The following is a 17,639-nucleotide window of genomic DNA, read 5'->3' as shown; positions in this document are numbered from 1 at the left end:
CCTATATTTCAATAATTGTAGAACCCCAAGTTAATCCTCCACCAAAGCCAACTAAAATTACTTTATCTCCTTTTGTAATTTTTTTCGATTCAAAGGCTTCACAAAGAGCCATTGGGATACTTGCAGCACTTGTATTGCCGTATTTTTCTAAATTAACGAAAAACTTATCATTACTTATATTAAATTTTTTAGCAACATTACTTATTATTCTCTGATTTGCTTGATGTGGAATAATCAAATTAATATCTTCAATTTTTAAATTATTCATATCTAAAATTTTATTTATAGATTTTTCTACAACATTTATAGCAAATTTAAATACTTCTTTACCATCCATCTTTAAAAAGCCAGATTTAAGAACTTTATTTTTCATTTCAAAATTCATTCCTACATTTTCAGCAATGAGATCTTTGTCATTTCCAAAACTACAAGTGTAAAATTCCTCAGTTTTCCCGTCTTTTTCTACAACAATTGCTCCAGCTCCATCTCCAAATAAAACACATGTATTTCTATCTTCAAAATTTATTATTTTACTAAGTGTTTCACAGCCTATTATTAATGCTTTTTTATGATATGTATTAAGCATAGAAGCTACAATTTTTAAGGCATACACAAAACCTGTACATGCAGCATTTACATCAAATGCAGTAACATTATCTCCAAGTCCTAACTTTTCTTGTACCATACATGCTACTGATGGAGTAAAATTATCCGGAGTCATTGTTGCACAAACAATTAGGTCGATTTCATTTTTATCAATATTTGAATTTTTTATCGCATCAACAGCTGATCTATATGCCAATTCACTTGTGTTTTCATCGGAAATTCTACGTTCTCTTATTCCTGTTCTCTGAAAAATCCACTCATCACTTGTTTCTACAAATTTTGAAAGATCATCATTTGTAACAATTTTTCTAGGAACAGCTTTCCCAAAACCTAAAATTTTCATTAATAAACTCCAATATTCCTATATTTTTTATATCTATTAGAAAGCAAACTACTTTTACTAACTTTTCTCAATTCTTTGATTTTTTTATAGATACATTCATCTAAAAGTTTTATCACTTCGGAAAAATTATTTTGTGCTCCACCAAAAGGTTCTCTTATTATTTCATCAACTATATTTTTATCTTTAAGGTCTGAAGCTGTAAGTTTCATCATTTCACTAGCTTCTTTGCATTTCGTTTCATCTTTCCATAAAATTGATGAAAAGCCTTCAGGTGATAAAATCGAATAAGTTGAATTTTCAAGCATTATAATGCTATCTCCAACACTTAAAGCAAGAGCTCCACCACTTCCACCTTCTCCAATTACAACACAGATTATAGGTGTTTCAATTGTTGAAAATTCATATAGACATTTAGCAATTGCCTCTGCTTGTCCTCTTTCTTCGGCGTCTTTTCCGGGATAAGCTCCGGCAGTATCAACAAAAGTTATTATTGGTCTGTTAAATTTTTCAGCCTGTTTTGCAAGTCTAATCGCTTTGCGATATCCTTCTGGATTACTCATTCCAAAGTTTCTTTCAATATTTTCTTCTGTAGTCTTTCCCTTTGCTTGTGCTATTATAGTAACTGGAATGTCATGAAATATTCCAATTCCTGATATTATAGCCTTATCATCTCCATAATAGCGATCTCCATGCAATTCAATGAAATTTGAAAATAATCTTTTTATATAATCTTCTGCTTTAGGATGTGATTTATTTCTTGCAATACAAACTCTATCCCATGAAGTTAAATTTTGATTTGCTTCATAACAGATTTTTCTTATTTTATTTCTTATAATTTCTTTTTCTTTTTCATCTATTGCATTATTCTTTTTATCTATAAGATCCCTTATTAATAGTTCATAATCTTTATATTCCATTACTTCACTCCATGTAAAATTAAAAGTTTATGTATTGTATCTTTTAATTTATTTCTACTTACTATAAAATCTACAAAGCCTTTTTTTAATAAAAATTCACTTCTTTGAAACTCTTCAGGCAAACTTTCATTTATAGTTTTTTCAATAACTCTCTTTCCTGCAAATCCGATAAGAGCATTGGGTTCCGCAATAATTATATCTCCTAGCATTGCAAAACTGGCACTCACTCCTCCTGTAGTTGGATCTGTTAAAATAGTTATATATAATAAGCCTTTATCATTATGTTTTTTCAAAGCCGAACTCGTTTTTGCCATTTGCATTAAAGAAATAATTCCCTCTTGCATTCTGGCACCACCACTTGCAGTTGCTATAATTAAAGGTAATTTTTTTAATGTCGCATATTCAATTGAACGTGTAATCTTTTCTCCTACAACTTTTCCCATGCTTCCCATCATAAAATTACTATCCATAGCACAAATAACGACTTTTTTTCCTGAAATTTCTCCAATTCCACAAACCACAGCCTCATTTATTCCACTATTTGCTTTAGCTTTTTCAAGCTTTTCATCATATTGATAAAAATTTTCTTCATTAAAGGTAGTAATTTCAGCATCAAATTCATCAAAGGAGTTAATATCACAAAGCTCTCTAATTCTCTCTGGAGCTCCAATTCTCAAATGATGTCCACATTTACTACAAACATATAAATTGGACTCCCACTCTTCATTAGTGATATTCTCATTACAATTTGGACAAGCTTTGAAAAGATCATCAGGAATTTCCTTTGGTAAAAATGTAGTATTATTTTTTCTATAAATTTTAAGTTTACTTATTTTATTTTTTCTAGTATTAAATATATTCTGCATTTTCACTTAACTCCTTTATATATTTTGCAACATATCCAGTATCATATCTACCATTAATAAAATTTGGACTGTGTAATAACAAATATTGAAACTCTATATTCGTACTTATTCCATCAACAAATAATTCCTCAAGAGCAACTCTCATCTTCTTAATGCAAGCTAATCTTGTAGGAGCATAAGCTATCACCTTCATAATCATAGAATCATAAAAAGGTGGAATTGTATAACCATTATAAACTGCCGTTTCAATACGAACTCCATTCCCACAAGGTATATTCAAAAATTCAATCTTACCTGGAGAAGGTGCAAAATTATTCTTAGTATCTTCAGCAGTTATCCTACATTCAATAGAATATCCTTTGATTTTTATATCCTTTTGCTTGATATTTAGCTTTAATCCTGATGCAACACGTATTTGTTGTCTTACTATATCAACTCCCGTAATCATCTCTGTAATAGGATGTTCTACTTGAATTCTGGTATTCATTTCCATAAAATAATAATTGCCTGACTTATCAACTAAAAACTCAATAGTTCCAGCTGAATAATATTTTAAATGCTTACAAATTTTAACAGCGTCTGTAATCAACTTTTCTCGAATTTTTTTATCAAGAACATGACAAGGCGCCTCTTCCAAAATTTTTTGATTTTTCCTTTGCATTGAACAATCACGTTCATATAGATGAATTACATTTCCAAACATATCCCCTAAAATTTGTACTTCAATATGTTTTGGTAATTCAATATATTTTTCAATATAAACTCTATCATCATTAAAACTAACTTTTGCCTCAGATTTTGCAGTATTAAAATTTTCAATAAAATCAGAACTATCCCAAACTATTCTCATTCCTTTACCACCACCACCACTAGAGGCTTTGATGATAACTGGATATCCAATTTTTTCTGCTTCTAAAAGTCCTTCCTCAACATTTTCAATGACATTTTTTGTTCCAGGAATAACTGGAACTCCAATATTTATCATTTGTAATCTGGCTTCATTTTTATCCCCTAACATACTTATCAATTCATGATTAGGACCTACAAAAATTAAACCACATTCTTCAACTAATTTTGCAAATTTTGGATTCTCACTTAAAAATCCAAATCCTGGATGAATTGCATCACATCCGCTACTACAAGCAGCTTGAATAATATTATTCATATTAAGATATGATTGTAAAGGATTATCAGGACCTATACATATTGCTTCATCTGCCAAATTAACATGCAACGCTTCCTTATCTCCAACCGAATGAACTGCAACAGAGGTTATCCCCATTTCTTTGCAAGTTCTAATTATTCTTACTGCTATTTCACCACGATTAGCAACTAGTAACTTTCTAATCATCTTAATCTCCTATCAAGATAAGCTCCTCATTAAATTCAACCATATTTCCATTTTGTGCTTTAATTTCAAGCACAGTTCCACTCTTATTGGATTTTATTTCGTTCATAACTTTCATAGCTTCCAAAATACAAATAATATCACCTTCTTTTATCTTTTGACCAACTTTTACATAAGGTGCTTCATTAGCACTTGGTGCAGCATAAAAAGTTCCAACAAAAGGAGCTTTAATCCATTCACCGTTAGTATCATCAACTTGTTTCTCTTCTTTTACAGGTTTTACAGAATTACTTTTCTCTACAACATTTACTACCTCTTTAGTAACATATTCAACTTTATTATTTTTCAAATTGATCTTAAAATCTTTAAGTTCTAAAGTCATTTCATCTAAACCTGAATTTTTAAACAATTCAATAATACTATTTATCTTGTCAATATCCATAAATTTCTCCTAAAAATTTAGTAAGCTAGTTTTGATAGCTTACTACTTCGTCTTTGAGTTAATAATATCTATTACATCTTGTACAGTTTGTAATTTCATTAATTCTTCATCTTCAATTTTTATATCGAATTCTGATTCTATTTCCAATGCAAGTTCAATAGATGATAAAGAATCAATTCCTAAATCTTCATTTAGTCTTGCAGTAGGAACTACCTCACTTCCTTCGATATTTAATGATTCTACTAAAATTTCTCTAACTTTTTCTAACATAATTTTATCTCCTTTTTTATTTTGATTATCAAATATTTGACAGTCAAAGTTTTGACAGTCAAATTATATATTATTTGTTTTATAATGTCAAGTATTTTTTTATAAACTTAAATTTTTATAAAAACACAAAAAAACAACACTCCCTTAATTTGATAAAAAATCAAAAAGAGTATTGTTTCTAAAAAATTATTAAAAAGTTCTATTTCTTTAATCTAAGTATCTTTCTATATCCAATGATTGCAACTACACAAGAAAGTATATCTCCAGGTAAAAAAACTAAAAATAAATTATAAAATAAATAACTTATTAAATACACTTTCCCATTAAGTACATATTGTATAAATACAAAATATATCATTCCTAGAGCATAAATAATTAACATTCCAATAGCAGTACTTATATAAATATTCTTTTCCTTAAAGCTAGCAATAAAATAAGTTGCAAATATAAATGATACCAAGTATCCAAAAGTTGGACTGAAAATATAATTTATTCCACCACCATTTGCAAATATAGGAAATCCTACAAGCCCAATCATTATATATACAATTACACTTAATACAGCTAATTTACGTTCCAACACCAATGCTGACAGAACAATAAATAGAGTTTGCAATGTAATCGGAACAAGCAAAAATGGAATCTTTATAAATGCTCCAACGGCAATTAATGCACTGAACAATGCTACAAAAGTAAGTTCTTTAGTACTTATCTTCATAATATCTCCTTTCTTTAAAATTTTTACTTAAAAATTAGAACATAAAAAAATTTTTTTGTCAATATTGTAAGTAAATTTTTTCTTAAAGTAAAAAAATCAAATTATAAAAGTTAAGGATATTTTTCATAAAAAAGCAGTCTGTAAAAACCACGCAACAGACTGCATTCAAAATTTTTTATCACTACTTTTCAATATATTTTTTTATCGCTTCTTCTCTTATTCTATCTTCATTTTCAAATTCTTCCAAATACTCATTTGCTTTTTCCATTTCTAATCGCAAATCTCCTTTTTTACCTGAAAGTGAAATTTTACCAAATTTCAATCCTGATATCATATACCACAGATCAGTTTCCGAACGTCTTAAAAACAGTAAATATTCCTCATCCTTTTCCATAAACTCATATCCTGCAATATGATAAATCTTCCCTGTTTCCTCATCTATTCCGGCACTTTCAAAAATATCTATAACATCTCCCGCTTTGAAATTACATTTAAAAACCTTTTCTATTTTAAAATTCGAAATTGTATATACACCATTAACATATCCGTTATTTTTATTTTTTTGTATTTTTGACGGATTTTGCTTTATTTTTTTACCTACAACAATTACTTTCGTTTCCTTTTCAACATCATTCAAATTTCCATAATAATCTAGCTTAGCATCTGCAATAACGTGATTCCCATATTGATTTTTTCTAAAACTATTTTCAGGCTGTTTAGCTCTTCCATTGGTACAAGAAGTCAATAAAATGAAAGATAGAATTAAAATTTTAAATTTATTTTTCATTACATCCTCCTTAATTCTTATTTTTAAAAAACAACTAATGGCAAAAGCCATTAGTTGTTTAATTAATTTCACATATTTATTTAGGGTCGCCTTTTTTATATTCCGTATTAGTTTCAACATCAACAATGGTTTTTTCGTCTTTTATCCAAAACTTCTTTTCAGGGAAAAAATCAGCTGTTAAATACTTTTTTCCATCTTCTTCATAAATTTTCGGATCTAAAAAATTTCCATCATCTGTAAAATCACCACGAAGTTTTTTAACAGATTCTTTCGAACATTTGTCAAAGTCTATAGGTTTAGCCTTATAATACATACAAGGCACACCATAATATTCACCATTATCTACAACAATTTGTGAATCATAGGCATAATAGTATCCACAAATTTTTTCAACTTCTTTACTTGCCTTTCTAACTACTTGCTTATTTGTATTATCGTCATCAACTTTGGAACTTTTAGAACAACCTGACAAAACAATAAAAACAGGCAAAATTAAAACAAATTTTCTAAAAAATTTTTTCATAATATCCTCCTTGAAATTATTCACAGTATAACCTAAAATATATACATTAAATGACGCATAATAATCCACTAAATAAAAAATATTATCATCTTTGTTTCACTATATCACATTTCAAAAAAATGACAAAAACATTAAAATAAAAATTTATTAAAGTAACAGTTAAAATTAAGGAATAATATCTCCTTTTTTTACCATAGCGAAAATCCATTCTTTTTTTATTTTCCAAATATTTGCTTGAACTCTGTAAATATCCCATTCATCAATATCGAATATTCTAGTCCAACTGTCTATAACTATTTGTCTTTCTTCGGGATAAAAATTCTTATACTTTCCTTCAAAAAATTCAAAGCCATTATCTATTCCCTTATCTTTTAATCTCTTTTTATACTTTTTATCATCTTCTTCATCCAATGGAATATAATGATGATTGAGTACATAATCCCATTTAACTCCGTCAAAATAGATTACCTCATCTTTCGGAACATCTAAAACATATAAAACTGAATTTTCAATTGGAGGCATACAATTTTTATTGCTTACTCCACACCAAACAGGCATCTCAACTTCATCCGGTTTTGGAACTCTTTTACTTGCCTCTTTTACAAAATAATTATAGCAATTCAAAATATAGTCGGAAATTACACCAAAATTTTCTTTAACATAAGAAATTTTATTTGTAAAATATCCTTTTTCTTCAATTTCTTTTAAAGATCTAATATCTTGTCTTGTATATAATCTTACAGTTTCCATATATTTCACTCCCCTTCATATCTCTACAATTTATTGTACTACATTAAACCAAAAAAAATCAATCTGAATATAGGACACAAAAAAGCTATTGAAAAAATTCAATAGCTCAGAGTCCAGACAAAACACAATTTTTGTCTATGCTTTTTTGTTTTTTATTTAAAATTATCTCTCTTTTAATTTTTTATTAAATTTTTGAAATAATTTCTTTGCAAATTCAAATAAAGATAAATGATAATCAAAAGATTATTCTATCTTCATCTTACTTCATCCATTCATTAAATTTATCCAAAGTTTTTTCTCTACCGATATCAGTAACTTTTATAATATCATTTTCTATATATGCAAATTTTTTATTTACTATGTTCTTTAAAACTTTTTCAAATTTATTCTTTGCATAACATAAATGCTCATTTATTTTTACAACATTACACTCGATGTCAGCTCTTTCAGTATTTTCATGATTTATTATATGGAGCATCATAGTAACTTCAGCAAATTCAACTCTCTTTCTATTTTCATTTAATATTTTTTTGATTATTCCGTTTCTTGGTTCAAACACAAAAACTAATAAAAATATCAATCCATTAACTATGGCTATCGTTCCTGCAATAGAAAGGTCATAAACATGTGCTGTATAAAATCCTAAGATACTACTTAACACACCTGTAAAAACACTTATAAATATCATTTTCTTTAAATCATGGGTTAAAAGATATGCCGTTGCAGATGGAACAACCATATATGAAATTACAAGTATTGAACCTACTGCATTAAATGCTCCTACAGTTGTTACAGAAACTAAGCTCATTAGTGCATAATAAATAATAACTGGTGCAAATCCGGAAATCAGACTTAAATTTTTGTCGAATGTAGAAATTTTTAATTCTTTAAAGAAGAACCAAATAAAAATTAAATCAATTAAAAATATCACTGCCATTACAAAAATAACCTTTGACATTTCATACCCAAAAAATTCAATTCTAGGAATTATTGAAAATGCAACTTCTCCAACTAAAACGGAGTCAATACAAAGATGTACTCCTCTTAAAAATTTTGAAATCAATATTATAGCAATACTGAACAAAAACGGAAATACAAGTCCTATTGATGCATCTTCATGCAAAGTTGTCTTTTGATTTATAAGTTCTGTCAAAAATACAGTAAGTATTCCAACTAGGCCAGCACCGACAATCAACAAAGGGCTTGTTAAATCTTTTGTAATGAAAAAAGCAATTACGATTCCAAGTAAAATTGTATGAGTTATAGAGTCTATCATCATAGCCATTTTTCTAAGAATTAAAAATGGTCCCAATAGTGAACAAGCGGCTGAAACTAAACTTACAGCTATTAAAATTTCTAATTGTCTCATTTAGTCCCTCCTTGCATAGTCCTCTTTTTACTAAATAAAATTCCCTTTTTTGGTGAAAATAAAATACTTAAAAATACAATTAAACTTGCAACTATGGTTATAACTGGTCCTGTTGACAGACCTTTATAATACATACTTATAAATGAACCGGTAATTCCTGAAAAAGCTCCAAAAATTCCTGATAAAATCATCATAATATTGAATTTATCCGTCCATTGTCTTGCAGCAACAGGTGGTGCAATTAACATTGTACTCATAAGAATTACTCCAACTGATTGAATTCCCATAACTATTGAAATTACAAGTAAAACTATTAATATTCCAGTCATTAAATTTATAGAGAATCCCTTTGTTTGTGCAAATTCCGGATCAAATGAAAAAAGTTTTAATTCTTTCCAAAACAGTAAAATTACAAACAATACCAAGATAATTATTCCAATTAAAAAATATATATCTTTTTTCAAAAAGGCGGCTGCTTGTCCAAATATAAATTTATCAAGACCTGCTTGATTTGTATTTGCTTTTCTTTGGATAAGTGCAAGTAAAACGACACCAAGACCAAAAAATGTTGACAAAACTATCGCCAATGCACTATCAAATTTTACTTTTGATTTCAAATCAATTCCAAAAATAAGAAGTGCAGCTATAACTCCTGCAATAAAAGCTCCAAGAAGCAAAAATTCTAAATTTTTTATTCCAAGCACCATAAAAGCAATACAAACACCAGGAAGTGTTGAATGACTGATTGCATCACAAATAAGCCCCTCTTTTTTTACTGTAACATACACTCCCATAATTCCACTTAAAAGCCCCAAAAGTCCTGAACCTAAAGCTATCATCAAAAAAGTATAGTCAGTAAGCAAATCTAAAACTCCATTCATAATCTACACCCTATATGCCTTATTTATATTTTCTTCTGTAAAAACATCCTTAACAGAACCTGAAGCAATAACCAACTTATTTAAAAGTACAACCTCATCAAAATATTCCTCAACAGTTCTTAAATCATGATGAACAACTATAATCGTCTTTCCATTGTCTCTGAGTTCCTTTAAAATTTTCATAATTTCTTTTTCCGTTTTAGCATCAACCCCTTTAAGAGGTTCATCTAAAAAGTAAATCTCACTATCTTGAACTAATGCTCTTGCCAAAAAAACTCTTTGTTGTTGTCCACCTGAAAGATCGCTTATTTGTCTATCGACAAAATCTTCCATCCCAAGCTTTTTTAAAGATTCTAAAGACAGTTCTCTTTCCTTTTTACCTGCTCTTTTTATCCAACCGAGCTTTCCATAAGTTCCCATCATAACAACATCTAAAACATCTGTTGGAAAATCCCAATCCACAGATTCACTTTGCGGAACATAAGAAATATCTTTTCTAAATTCTTTATAAGATTTTCCGAAAAACGAAATTTTTCCAGATGAAATGGGAATTAAATTTAGCATTGCCTTTAACAAAGTTGATTTACCAGCACCATTTGGTCCTAAAATTGCAGTAAGTTTACCTTTTTTAATATCCAAGTCCACATCCCAAACTACAGGTTTAAGATAATAAGCAATAGTTAAATCCTCAACTTTTACAGCTATTTCATCCATTTTATTCCTCCAAAACAAAAAATCTCCACAATATAAGTATATATTTAGGAGATTTTTTTCAAGTATTATTTTAAAGCATCAACAATTGTATCGACATTGTATTTATACATTGAGATAAAAGTATTTTCTTTTGTATTTTCATCTCCCAATGAATCAGAATATAATTCTCCACCTATTTTAACATTATGCCCTTTAGCTTTACAAGATTCAACTAAAGACTCAATAGTCTTCTTAGGAACTGAAGATTCAACAAAAACTGCTTTTATTTTTGTTTTAACCAAGAAATCTGAAAGTTTCTTTATATCAGCCGCACTTGCTTCTGATTCTGTACTGATTCCTTGAATAGCTTCTACCTTAAATCCAAATTCCTTTGCAAAATAGTTAAAAGCATCATGTGCAGTAACTAAAATTCTTTGATCTTTTGGCAATTCTGCTACTCTTTTCTTTATATAATCAGAAAGTTCATCAAGTTCTTTTTCATATTTAGCAAGATTTTTATCTATTTCTTCAGCTTTTGAACTATCAGCTTTCTTTAGACCTTCCGCAACATTTTTTGCGGCTATCTTCCAATTTTTAATACTGAACCACATATGTGGATCATTAGGACCTGCTCCTTCTTCATCCCAAGGAAGTAAATTTTCTGATGGAATATTCTTAGATGCAGTTACAACATTTTTATTTTGCTTTTCTAAACTCTGTAAAACCTCTCCCATTTGTCCTTCCAAATGTAATCCGTTTACAACGACAACATCAGCTTTTTCAAGTTTTTCAACATCTCCTGCTGTCGGTTTATACAAATGAGGGTCAACTCCCGCTTTCATCATTCCTTCAACTTCAAAATTATCTCCACCTATTTGCTTTACCAAATCTGTAAGCATTGTACTTGTAGCGATAACTTTCTTCTTTGTAGTCTTTTGCTCAGTTTTCTTTTCCCCCTCTTTATTTTTACTATCATCTTTTTTGGTACAAGCTCCTAAAATCCCCACAGAAAGTACCAATGCAAGTAATAATATTATTTTTTTTCTCATTTTTTTCCTCCTAAAAAAATTCTATAAAGAGTTTATTTCCTCTTACCAGTATATATTACCACAATTTTTAAATAATATCAATAATTATTATTTATTTATGAGAAAAAAATTTTTAGTATTGAATCTAAACTGTCAAATGATATTTTGAATTTAATTTTTATAATAAGTACTAACAAACAATTCAAATATATTTCATCAGAATATAGATAGAGCATATGTCTATACTTTTTTTATATATTTTGTTTTAATTCAAAATTATTTGAAAATTCATGTCTAATTATTTAACTATATTATAATTATTATACTACTTATTCTATCTTTTCTCCACAAAAAAGTGTCGATGATTGCTCATCGACACTTTTTCGCCAGTCTAATAGTATAAATATATTACTTTTTTGTTATACTTTCATATTATTTTTCTTTAAATCCAGCTTTCAAAAGAGTCTCTTTAAGCTCTTTAAAACTTTTTACTTTTTTTGATACTTCATCAACATTTTCTGTAATGCTTTTAGGAACTTTTTCTCCTAACAAACTTATAAACCCTTTAACTTTATTAACATCAACTTTATTAACATCAACATTAACTTTTAATTTAAAATCTTTTTCAGCATAATCAACCTCAAATTTAATTCCTTCAAGTTTTGTACTCATACTCTTTACTAAAGAAAATAAAACTTTCGCCTGTTCTTGATTTTGAACCATCAACAATCCATAAGAAAGTCTAGCCTCTATATCAATCTCATTTACATTATCATCTTTATGTTTCACCTTCACTGTAATTTCTCTTCCGTCTTTTTCAATATAATAAGTTTTACTTTTTACTCCACCACAAGCTGATAAGAATAAAATTGAAAAAACTAAGATAAAACTTGTTATAATTCTTTTAATATTTTTCATATCCTACCTCCTTATTATTTAAATGGAAAAATAAGATTATTTTTCTTCTGTATATTCCCATTCCATCATTTATTTTTCAGTTTTTTTAATACTAACAGATACTTTTGAAGAATCTATAAATTCTTTCTCAAATACTCCCTTTGCTTTTCCTTTTTCAACGTCAAGATTAGTATAATCAATCTCTAAAATATCTATAAATTCGTCTTATTGATATTCCACTGAATGTTTTATTCCTCTAATGCCTTCAAATTTTTTCTGTATAGATTTAATAGCTTTTTTACCTTTTCTTTATTTTTCATACTATCCCATAACTTATAGTTAATTTTATCATATTAAAAACTTTTTATCAATATTTTTCAACACTATATACTCTTATTAATTACCTTAGTATTTCCAAATAAAAAAATAGTATAAAAACTATACTACCTTTTTATTCTAAAATCTTCTTATTTTTGTTCTTCAAATCCATTTTGTGTTAATAATTCTGCACTTTTTTGCATACTTACTTTAGTTTTTGTTGGATCTCCAGAAAATTTCATTCCAGGAAGACTTTTAGCTTTTTCATAGTCGAAGTCTGTATAATCAACTTCTAATGATTCAATAAACTTATCATCTTGATATTCAATAGATTCTTTTAATCCTTTAATTCCTTGGAATTTTTGAGAAATTGGATCCAAAATTTTTTGAGCATCCTCTTTTGTCTTTGCATTGGGCAACTGATTATACATAATTTCATTTGTAGTTGTTTGTTTTACAACTTTGTCCTCACTTTCAATATAAGTGTATACCATAGTAATTTTAGAACCATTTTTCTCCATTACAAAAGTTCTTGTAGCAGTAGCTTCTTTACTTGAACAAGCTGTTGACAATACCACAACTAATAGCATTGCTACTGACAATAGAATATTTCTTAGTTTTTTCATATCTTTCCTCCGTATTAAAATTCTTCGACTAATTCTACCATAAAAAAGTGCTTTTGACAACAAAAAAGCAGTACAAAATTGTACTGCTAATTGTTCTAAAATCATATTATTTTACTTCAGTATATCCCTGTCCTGACATCATTTCTTCTGTTTTCTTCATACTAATCTTAGTTTTTGCAGGATCTTGGAAATTCTTTCCTAGAACTGTTTTTGACTTTTCATAATCAAGGTTTTCATAATCAATTTCAGTTTCTTCCACGAATTTATCATCTTGATAATCAATGGAATGCTTTATTCCCTTAATTCCTTTATACTTTTCAGCAATCGGATCTAATACTTTTTGAACTGCTTCCTTTGTCTTTGTAGATGGTAATTTAGCATATTCTCCAACTAATTTAGTTGTTTGTTTTATAACTTTGTCTTCACTTTCAATATAAGTGTAAGTTACTGTTGTTTTTATACCATTTTTTTCTTTTTCAAAAGTTTTTGTAGCATTAGAACCTTTACCTGAACATGCCGTTGACAATATAACAACTAGCATCATAGCTGCTGATAATAGAATATTTTTTAATTTTCTCATAATCTACCTCCATATAAAAAATTTTACAACTCATTTTACCACATAATAAAAATTTTTTCAAACACAAAGGCAGTGTATATATACTGCCTTTAAATTCAAAATTCTATTATTTTTGTTCTTTGAATCCTTGATTTGTTAGCAATTCTTCAGTTTTTTTCATACTAATCTTCGTTTTTGATGGATCTGTAAAATCTTTTCCAAGTATTTCTTTTGCTTTTTCATAATCAATATTTTCATAGTCAATTTCCAAATTTTCAACAAATTTATCTTCTTGATAGTCAATAGAATGTTTTATTCCTTTGATTCCTTGATACTTTTTAGCAATAGGATCTAATACTTTTTGAACTGCTTCCTTAGTTTTTGCATTTGGTAATTCAGCATATACACCTTCATTTACAGTTGTTTGCTTTAAAACCTTATCTTCATTTTCAATATAAGTATAAGTAACAGTTGATTTCACGCTATTTTGTTTTTTTACAAAAGTTTTTGTAGCATTAGTATCTTTTTTTGTGGTAGTAGTATCTTTATTTGTACATGCTGTTGACAATATTACAACCAGTATCATAGCTACTGACAATAGAATATTTCTTAATTTTTTCATAACCCTTCTCCTTATAAATAATTTTACACTTCATTTTACCATATTAAAAGAGTTTTTTCAATCTAACTGTATATCTATACTGGCTATATTACAAATAAATTTAAGCACAAAAAGACCCCAATCATACAGTCTTTAAAATCATCCAAATATTATTTTTGTTCTTCAAACCCATGTGTCATTAACATTTTTTCACTTTTTTCCATACTAACTTTAGTTTTTGTAGGATCTCCTGAGAAAATCATTCCAGGAAGATTTTTTGCCTTTTCATAATCAAGCTCTGAATAATCTACTTCCACTTCTTCAATGAATTTATCTTCTTGAATATCAACGGTTTCTTTTATCCCTTTAATTCCTTGAAATTTAGCAGAAATATCTTGTAATTGTTTTTTTACTTGCTCTATATCTCTACCTTTAAATGCAGAGAATAAAGCCTCTGTTTTACTTGTTTGTTTAACAACTTTGTCTTCACTTTCAATATAAGTATAGACAAGGGTTACCTTAACACCATTTTGTTCTTTTACAAAAGTTTTTGTAGCAGTAGCTTCTTTGCTTGAGCAAGCAGTTGACAATACCACAACAAAAATCATTGCTAAAGATAACAAAAAACTTCTTAATTTTTTCATAATTTTCCTCCGTATAAATAATGCATAAGTAATTTTATCATATAAAAACTATTTTTTCAATATTTATTGTAAATAAATTCTCTATAAAAACTCAACTAAAAAAAGTACCCTTTCGAGTACTTTTAATACTGTAATATCCTTAATCCCAGCTAGGTGGATTAGTTTTTGATTCTGTATTTTTGAAATATTCGTATTCGCTGAATCCTAACATTCTTGAAATTAATACCATTGGAAATACTAACACAACTCTATTAAATTTAGTAACCATATCATTATAAATCATTCTTGAGTTCTTTACATCCTGTTCATATTCATCGATTTTATCCATTGTATTTAGATACAAGTCATTGGCTTTTAAATCAGGATATGCTTCAACTACAACAGCAAGTCTTGATAAAGCTTGAGTAAACATATTATCATCAGCTTCAATATCTTTTACAGTACTGCTACTGTTTACACTTCCTCTTGCTTGAACAACTTTTTCCAATGTTTCAGCTTCATGTTCAGAGTATTTTTTAGTTGCATCAATTAAAGATTTTAAAGCATCCCATCTTGATTCAACATTTGCAGCTATTTGTCCCATAGCATTTTTTACCATTTCTCTTAGTCTCACTAATTTATTGTAGCTTGTCATAAGCCATAATAATAGTAAAACAACAACTCCTAAAATTACATATAATATTACCATAATTTTCTCCTTTCTATATTTATATATTTCATTGAATATATACCCAATTATCTAGTTCCACCACCGGAACCACCACCGAAGGAGCCTCCTCCTCCGCCGATACTTGAAAAGCCTCCGCCTCCACCGGAAGAGCTTTGAACACTTTTCGTATAAGCATCTAAAAAGTTACTAGAAAATACATGAGAATAAACCATTGCAGTATGCAATGAATAAACATCTACATCGTAACTTTCCAAAAATTCTGGAGATAGTTTCTTCATTTGCTTTTCAACTTCTTCAGCCACATCATAAAGTGTCGCATAAATCAATAAATCTTTCCAAACTTTTATTTCAGAAACTTCTCTTTCACTTAATAAAGAAAAATCTTTTAAATAATTATAATACTTTACTAGATGCATTGTAAAGTCTTTCCCGTTATCGTTGTAAGTATATGTCGACTTCCCTCTACTATTCTTAACAAGAAAGTCATTATTTTGAGCATAAGTAACGGATGCTTGTTTTAAAGTCTCTTGAATTGATTTAAACGCATTTTGATTTTTTGTCTTTTTTAAGTAAGTAGAAAATTCATTTTCTTGTAAAATTTCATCATCTCTAGCAGCAGCTCTAACCATATCAAATAATTTTCTTTCTGTAGAAGTCTCAAACTCATAATTTGATTTATTATTTATTTGTAAGGATAAGACCTCTTTTTTAAAAATAAATCCCTTTTCTTCAGTCATAGGTAGCAAAAGTTTCCCTTGAATCCATTTTAGAAAATATGCTCTAATAATTGCCTCCGCTCCACTAAAACCTGCACTTTGTAAAATGAGAGATAATTTCCACCATTCTTTTTCAGGAGTATCTCTATAGTATTCTCCCTTGAACTCTCCTTTTTTATGTCCACCTTTAAATTTCTTATTTGATACAACTGCAGCAGTCGCTCCAGAAATAGCAACAACTAAAAATATTATAGCTCTAATAATTGTTCTATAAGGAACTTTTGATTTATTTTTTGTTGTATTCTTCTTATAACTCGAACCTTTAAATGCCATATCTTTATAATATGAAAAGTTTTTATTAATGGTTTCCCCAGAAGCAAAGTCTCCTTTATTTATCTGAGTTAAAATAGTTACATAATTAGACTTAGAAAGTCCTGCTAAACTAGTAAAAACTATATTTCCATTTGAAAATTCAATCTTCCCTTTATTACCAAAAGCCCAAATTTTAGCATTGGTATTGTCAAATTTCCCTCCTACTTTTGAAATGGTAATCTTTACTTCTTTTGGAGGAGCATTTAGCCTATCATTTACAAATTTCCAAAAAACCATATCAGAGTCATTCAAAAGTTTTACAAAATTTGTAACCCTATATCTTAAAACAAAAGTTTTTCTCTTATATTTTCCAAAACCAAAACAAAGTTCATAACCATTTTTAGTCTTTACAATTCCTGACTTTTTAGCTTTTTGTTCTCTAGTTTGTTTTACGTTCCAAGTTTTCAAACTCTCGTAAGGAACTTCTTTCCCGTTTTGAATTTCTGAAACTTTAAAATTTAGAATTTCACTTTTTCCTAAATTTTCTATTGGAATATAGTATTCAGTCCCATTTGTTGGTTGAAAATCCATAATACTTTCGATGTCAGCACTCCCGTCTTTATTAATTTTAACTTTAATTTCATTCTTATAGAAAGTGTCTGCGAAAGAATTATTGGAAGGTACTATAAAAAAACCTAGTAATATAAAAGAGAATATAAAAAGCCTTTTTATAACATTTCTAAAATTTTTCATAA

General features: G+C 28.2%; 21 protein-coding genes. All 21 read right to left on the bottom strand.

Annotation, left to right across the window (positions count from 1 at the left end):
* Position 1 precedes the first annotated feature (1 nt).
* Positions 2 to 949: a beta-ketoacyl-ACP synthase III gene (locus VJI93_RS03445; RefSeq protein ID WP_323999165.1), complete on the bottom strand. Its 948-nt coding sequence runs from the start codon at positions 947 to 949 to the stop codon at positions 2 to 4.
* On the bottom strand, positions 949 to 1,866 hold the full coding sequence (locus tag VJI93_RS03440; RefSeq protein ID WP_323999168.1) for an acetyl-CoA carboxylase carboxyltransferase subunit alpha: 918 nt from the start codon (positions 1,864 to 1,866) through the stop codon (positions 949 to 951). Before VJI93_RS03440 ends, VJI93_RS03445 begins: the two co-directional genes overlap by 1 nt.
* Positions 1,866 to 2,732 (bottom strand): acetyl-CoA carboxylase, carboxyltransferase subunit beta, encoded by an 867-nt coding sequence (gene accD / locus VJI93_RS03435; protein WP_004832778.1) that lies wholly within the window; start codon positions 2,730 to 2,732, stop codon positions 1,866 to 1,868. The genes VJI93_RS03440 and accD overlap by 1 nt, the downstream gene beginning before the upstream one ends.
* Positions 2,716 to 4,083, bottom strand: a complete 1,368-nt coding sequence (accC, locus tag VJI93_RS03430) for an acetyl-CoA carboxylase biotin carboxylase subunit (RefSeq protein ID WP_323999171.1) — start codon at positions 4,081 to 4,083, stop codon at positions 2,716 to 2,718. Before accC ends, accD begins: the two co-directional genes overlap by 17 nt.
* A 1-nt stretch (position 4,084) precedes the next feature.
* Positions 4,085 to 4,522, bottom strand: a complete 438-nt coding sequence (accB, locus tag VJI93_RS03425) for an acetyl-CoA carboxylase biotin carboxyl carrier protein (protein ID WP_004832776.1) — start codon at positions 4,520 to 4,522, stop codon at positions 4,085 to 4,087.
* Between the two features lie 42 nt (positions 4,523 to 4,564).
* Positions 4,565 to 4,792: an acyl carrier protein gene (acpP, locus tag VJI93_RS03420; RefSeq protein ID WP_004832775.1), complete on the bottom strand. Its 228-nt coding sequence runs from the start codon at positions 4,790 to 4,792 to the stop codon at positions 4,565 to 4,567.
* A 199-nt stretch (positions 4,793 to 4,991) separates the two neighbouring features.
* Positions 4,992 to 5,510, bottom strand: a complete 519-nt coding sequence (locus VJI93_RS03415) for a biotin transporter BioY (RefSeq protein WP_323999172.1) — start codon at positions 5,508 to 5,510, stop codon at positions 4,992 to 4,994.
* A gap of 181 nt (positions 5,511 to 5,691) precedes the next feature.
* On the bottom strand, positions 5,692 to 6,297 hold the full coding sequence (locus tag VJI93_RS03410; protein ID WP_323999173.1) for a hypothetical protein: 606 nt from the start codon (positions 6,295 to 6,297) through the stop codon (positions 5,692 to 5,694).
* 76 nt (positions 6,298 to 6,373) lie between these two features.
* The gene (locus VJI93_RS03405; protein WP_323999175.1) at positions 6,374 to 6,820 is read right to left on the bottom strand and encodes a hypothetical protein; all 447 of its coding nucleotides are present in this window, start codon (positions 6,818 to 6,820) and stop codon (positions 6,374 to 6,376) included.
* Positions 6,821 to 6,985: 165 nt separating this feature from the next.
* Positions 6,986 to 7,570 carry a DUF3841 domain-containing protein gene (locus VJI93_RS03400; RefSeq protein WP_323999176.1) on the bottom strand — a complete coding sequence of 195 codons (585 nt, stop codon included), beginning with the start codon at positions 7,568 to 7,570 and terminating at the stop codon, positions 6,986 to 6,988.
* A gap of 259 nt (positions 7,571 to 7,829) precedes the next feature.
* Complete coding sequence (locus VJI93_RS03395) at positions 7,830 to 8,939, bottom strand: metal ABC transporter permease (RefSeq protein WP_323999177.1); 1,110 nt, start codon at positions 8,937 to 8,939, stop codon at positions 7,830 to 7,832.
* Complete coding sequence (locus tag VJI93_RS03390; protein ID WP_323999178.1) at positions 8,936 to 9,820, bottom strand: metal ABC transporter permease; 885 nt, start codon at positions 9,818 to 9,820, stop codon at positions 8,936 to 8,938. Before VJI93_RS03390 ends, VJI93_RS03395 begins: the two co-directional genes overlap by 4 nt.
* 3 nt (positions 9,821 to 9,823) lie before the next feature.
* Positions 9,824 to 10,534: a metal ABC transporter ATP-binding protein gene (locus VJI93_RS03385; RefSeq protein ID WP_323999179.1), complete on the bottom strand. Its 711-nt coding sequence runs from the start codon at positions 10,532 to 10,534 to the stop codon at positions 9,824 to 9,826.
* Between the two features lie 65 nt (positions 10,535 to 10,599).
* Positions 10,600 to 11,562, bottom strand: coding sequence for a metal ABC transporter solute-binding protein, Zn/Mn family (locus VJI93_RS03380; protein WP_323999180.1), 963 nt, complete (start codon positions 11,560 to 11,562; stop codon positions 10,600 to 10,602).
* A 411-nt stretch (positions 11,563 to 11,973) separates the two neighbouring features.
* Positions 11,974 to 12,459 (bottom strand): DUF1307 domain-containing protein, encoded by a 486-nt coding sequence (locus tag VJI93_RS03375; protein ID WP_323999182.1) that lies wholly within the window; start codon positions 12,457 to 12,459, stop codon positions 11,974 to 11,976.
* 446 nt (positions 12,460 to 12,905) lie between these two features.
* Positions 12,906 to 13,382: a YehR family lipoprotein gene (locus VJI93_RS03370; protein ID WP_323999184.1), complete on the bottom strand. Its 477-nt coding sequence runs from the start codon at positions 13,380 to 13,382 to the stop codon at positions 12,906 to 12,908.
* 106 nt (positions 13,383 to 13,488) lie between these two features.
* Entirely contained in the window at positions 13,489 to 13,962 is a 474-nt protein-coding gene (locus VJI93_RS03365) for a YehR family lipoprotein (protein WP_323999185.1), read from the bottom strand.
* 106 nt (positions 13,963 to 14,068) lie between these two features.
* Entirely contained in the window at positions 14,069 to 14,563 is a 495-nt protein-coding gene (locus VJI93_RS03360; RefSeq protein ID WP_323999187.1) for a YehR family lipoprotein, read from the bottom strand.
* Positions 14,564 to 14,712: 149 nt separating this feature from the next.
* Positions 14,713 to 15,186, bottom strand: coding sequence for a YehR family lipoprotein (locus VJI93_RS03355; RefSeq protein WP_323999188.1), 474 nt, complete (start codon positions 15,184 to 15,186; stop codon positions 14,713 to 14,715).
* 139 nt (positions 15,187 to 15,325) lie between these two features.
* Positions 15,326 to 15,874 (bottom strand): LemA family protein, encoded by a 549-nt coding sequence (locus tag VJI93_RS03350; RefSeq protein WP_323999189.1) that lies wholly within the window; start codon positions 15,872 to 15,874, stop codon positions 15,326 to 15,328.
* Between the two features lie 47 nt (positions 15,875 to 15,921).
* Positions 15,922 to 17,637, bottom strand: a complete 1,716-nt coding sequence (locus VJI93_RS03345; RefSeq protein ID WP_323999190.1) for a DUF2207 family protein — start codon at positions 17,635 to 17,637, stop codon at positions 15,922 to 15,924.
* Between the last annotated feature and the right edge of the window lie 2 nt (positions 17,638 to 17,639).

It is taken from the genome of Parvimonas sp. M20, assembly GCF_035282425.1.
Lineage (GTDB): Bacteria > Bacillota > Clostridia > Tissierellales > Peptoniphilaceae > Parvimonas.
The sequence above is the reverse complement of the archived record's forward strand: the minus strand, read 5'-3'. Positions and strand labels throughout refer to the sequence as shown.

Coding starts and splice junctions, on each gene's coding strand:
- VJI93_RS03445 (WP_323999165.1), bottom strand. CDS start 949: ATGAAAATTTTAGGTTTTGGGAAAGCTGTTCCTAGAAAAATTGTTACA.
- VJI93_RS03440 (WP_323999168.1), bottom strand. CDS start 1,866: ATGGAATATAAAGATTATGAACTATTAATAAGGGATCTTATAGATAAA.
- accD (WP_004832778.1), bottom strand. CDS start 2,732: ATGCAGAATATATTTAATACTAGAAAAAATAAAATAAGTAAACTTAAA.
- accC (WP_323999171.1), bottom strand. CDS start 4,083: ATGATTAGAAAGTTACTAGTTGCTAATCGTGGTGAAATAGCAGTAAGA.
- accB (WP_004832776.1), bottom strand. CDS start 4,522: ATGGATATTGACAAGATAAATAGTATTATTGAATTGTTTAAAAATTCA.
- acpP (WP_004832775.1), bottom strand. CDS start 4,792: ATGTTAGAAAAAGTTAGAGAAATTTTAGTAGAATCATTAAATATCGAA.
- VJI93_RS03415 (WP_323999172.1), bottom strand. CDS start 5,510: ATGAAGATAAGTACTAAAGAACTTACTTTTGTAGCATTGTTCAGTGCA.
- VJI93_RS03410 (WP_323999173.1), bottom strand. CDS start 6,297: ATGAAAAATAAATTTAAAATTTTAATTCTATCTTTCATTTTATTGACT.
- VJI93_RS03405 (WP_323999175.1), bottom strand. CDS start 6,820: ATGAAAAAATTTTTTAGAAAATTTGTTTTAATTTTGCCTGTTTTTATT.
- VJI93_RS03400 (WP_323999176.1), bottom strand. CDS start 7,570: ATGGAAACTGTAAGATTATATACAAGACAAGATATTAGATCTTTAAAA.
- VJI93_RS03395 (WP_323999177.1), bottom strand. CDS start 8,939: ATGAGACAATTAGAAATTTTAATAGCTGTAAGTTTAGTTTCAGCCGCT.
- VJI93_RS03390 (WP_323999178.1), bottom strand. CDS start 9,820: ATGAATGGAGTTTTAGATTTGCTTACTGACTATACTTTTTTGATGATA.
- VJI93_RS03385 (WP_323999179.1), bottom strand. CDS start 10,534: ATGGATGAAATAGCTGTAAAAGTTGAGGATTTAACTATTGCTTATTAT.
- VJI93_RS03380 (WP_323999180.1), bottom strand. CDS start 11,562: ATGAGAAAAAAAATAATATTATTACTTGCATTGGTACTTTCTGTGGGG.
- VJI93_RS03375 (WP_323999182.1), bottom strand. CDS start 12,459: ATGAAAAATATTAAAAGAATTATAACAAGTTTTATCTTAGTTTTTTCA.
- VJI93_RS03370 (WP_323999184.1), bottom strand. CDS start 13,382: ATGAAAAAACTAAGAAATATTCTATTGTCAGTAGCAATGCTATTAGTT.
- VJI93_RS03365 (WP_323999185.1), bottom strand. CDS start 13,962: ATGAGAAAATTAAAAAATATTCTATTATCAGCAGCTATGATGCTAGTT.
- VJI93_RS03360 (WP_323999187.1), bottom strand. CDS start 14,563: ATGAAAAAATTAAGAAATATTCTATTGTCAGTAGCTATGATACTGGTT.
- VJI93_RS03355 (WP_323999188.1), bottom strand. CDS start 15,186: ATGAAAAAATTAAGAAGTTTTTTGTTATCTTTAGCAATGATTTTTGTT.
- VJI93_RS03350 (WP_323999189.1), bottom strand. CDS start 15,874: ATGGTAATATTATATGTAATTTTAGGAGTTGTTGTTTTACTATTATTA.
- VJI93_RS03345 (WP_323999190.1), bottom strand. CDS start 17,637: ATGAAAAATTTTAGAAATGTTATAAAAAGGCTTTTTATATTCTCTTTT.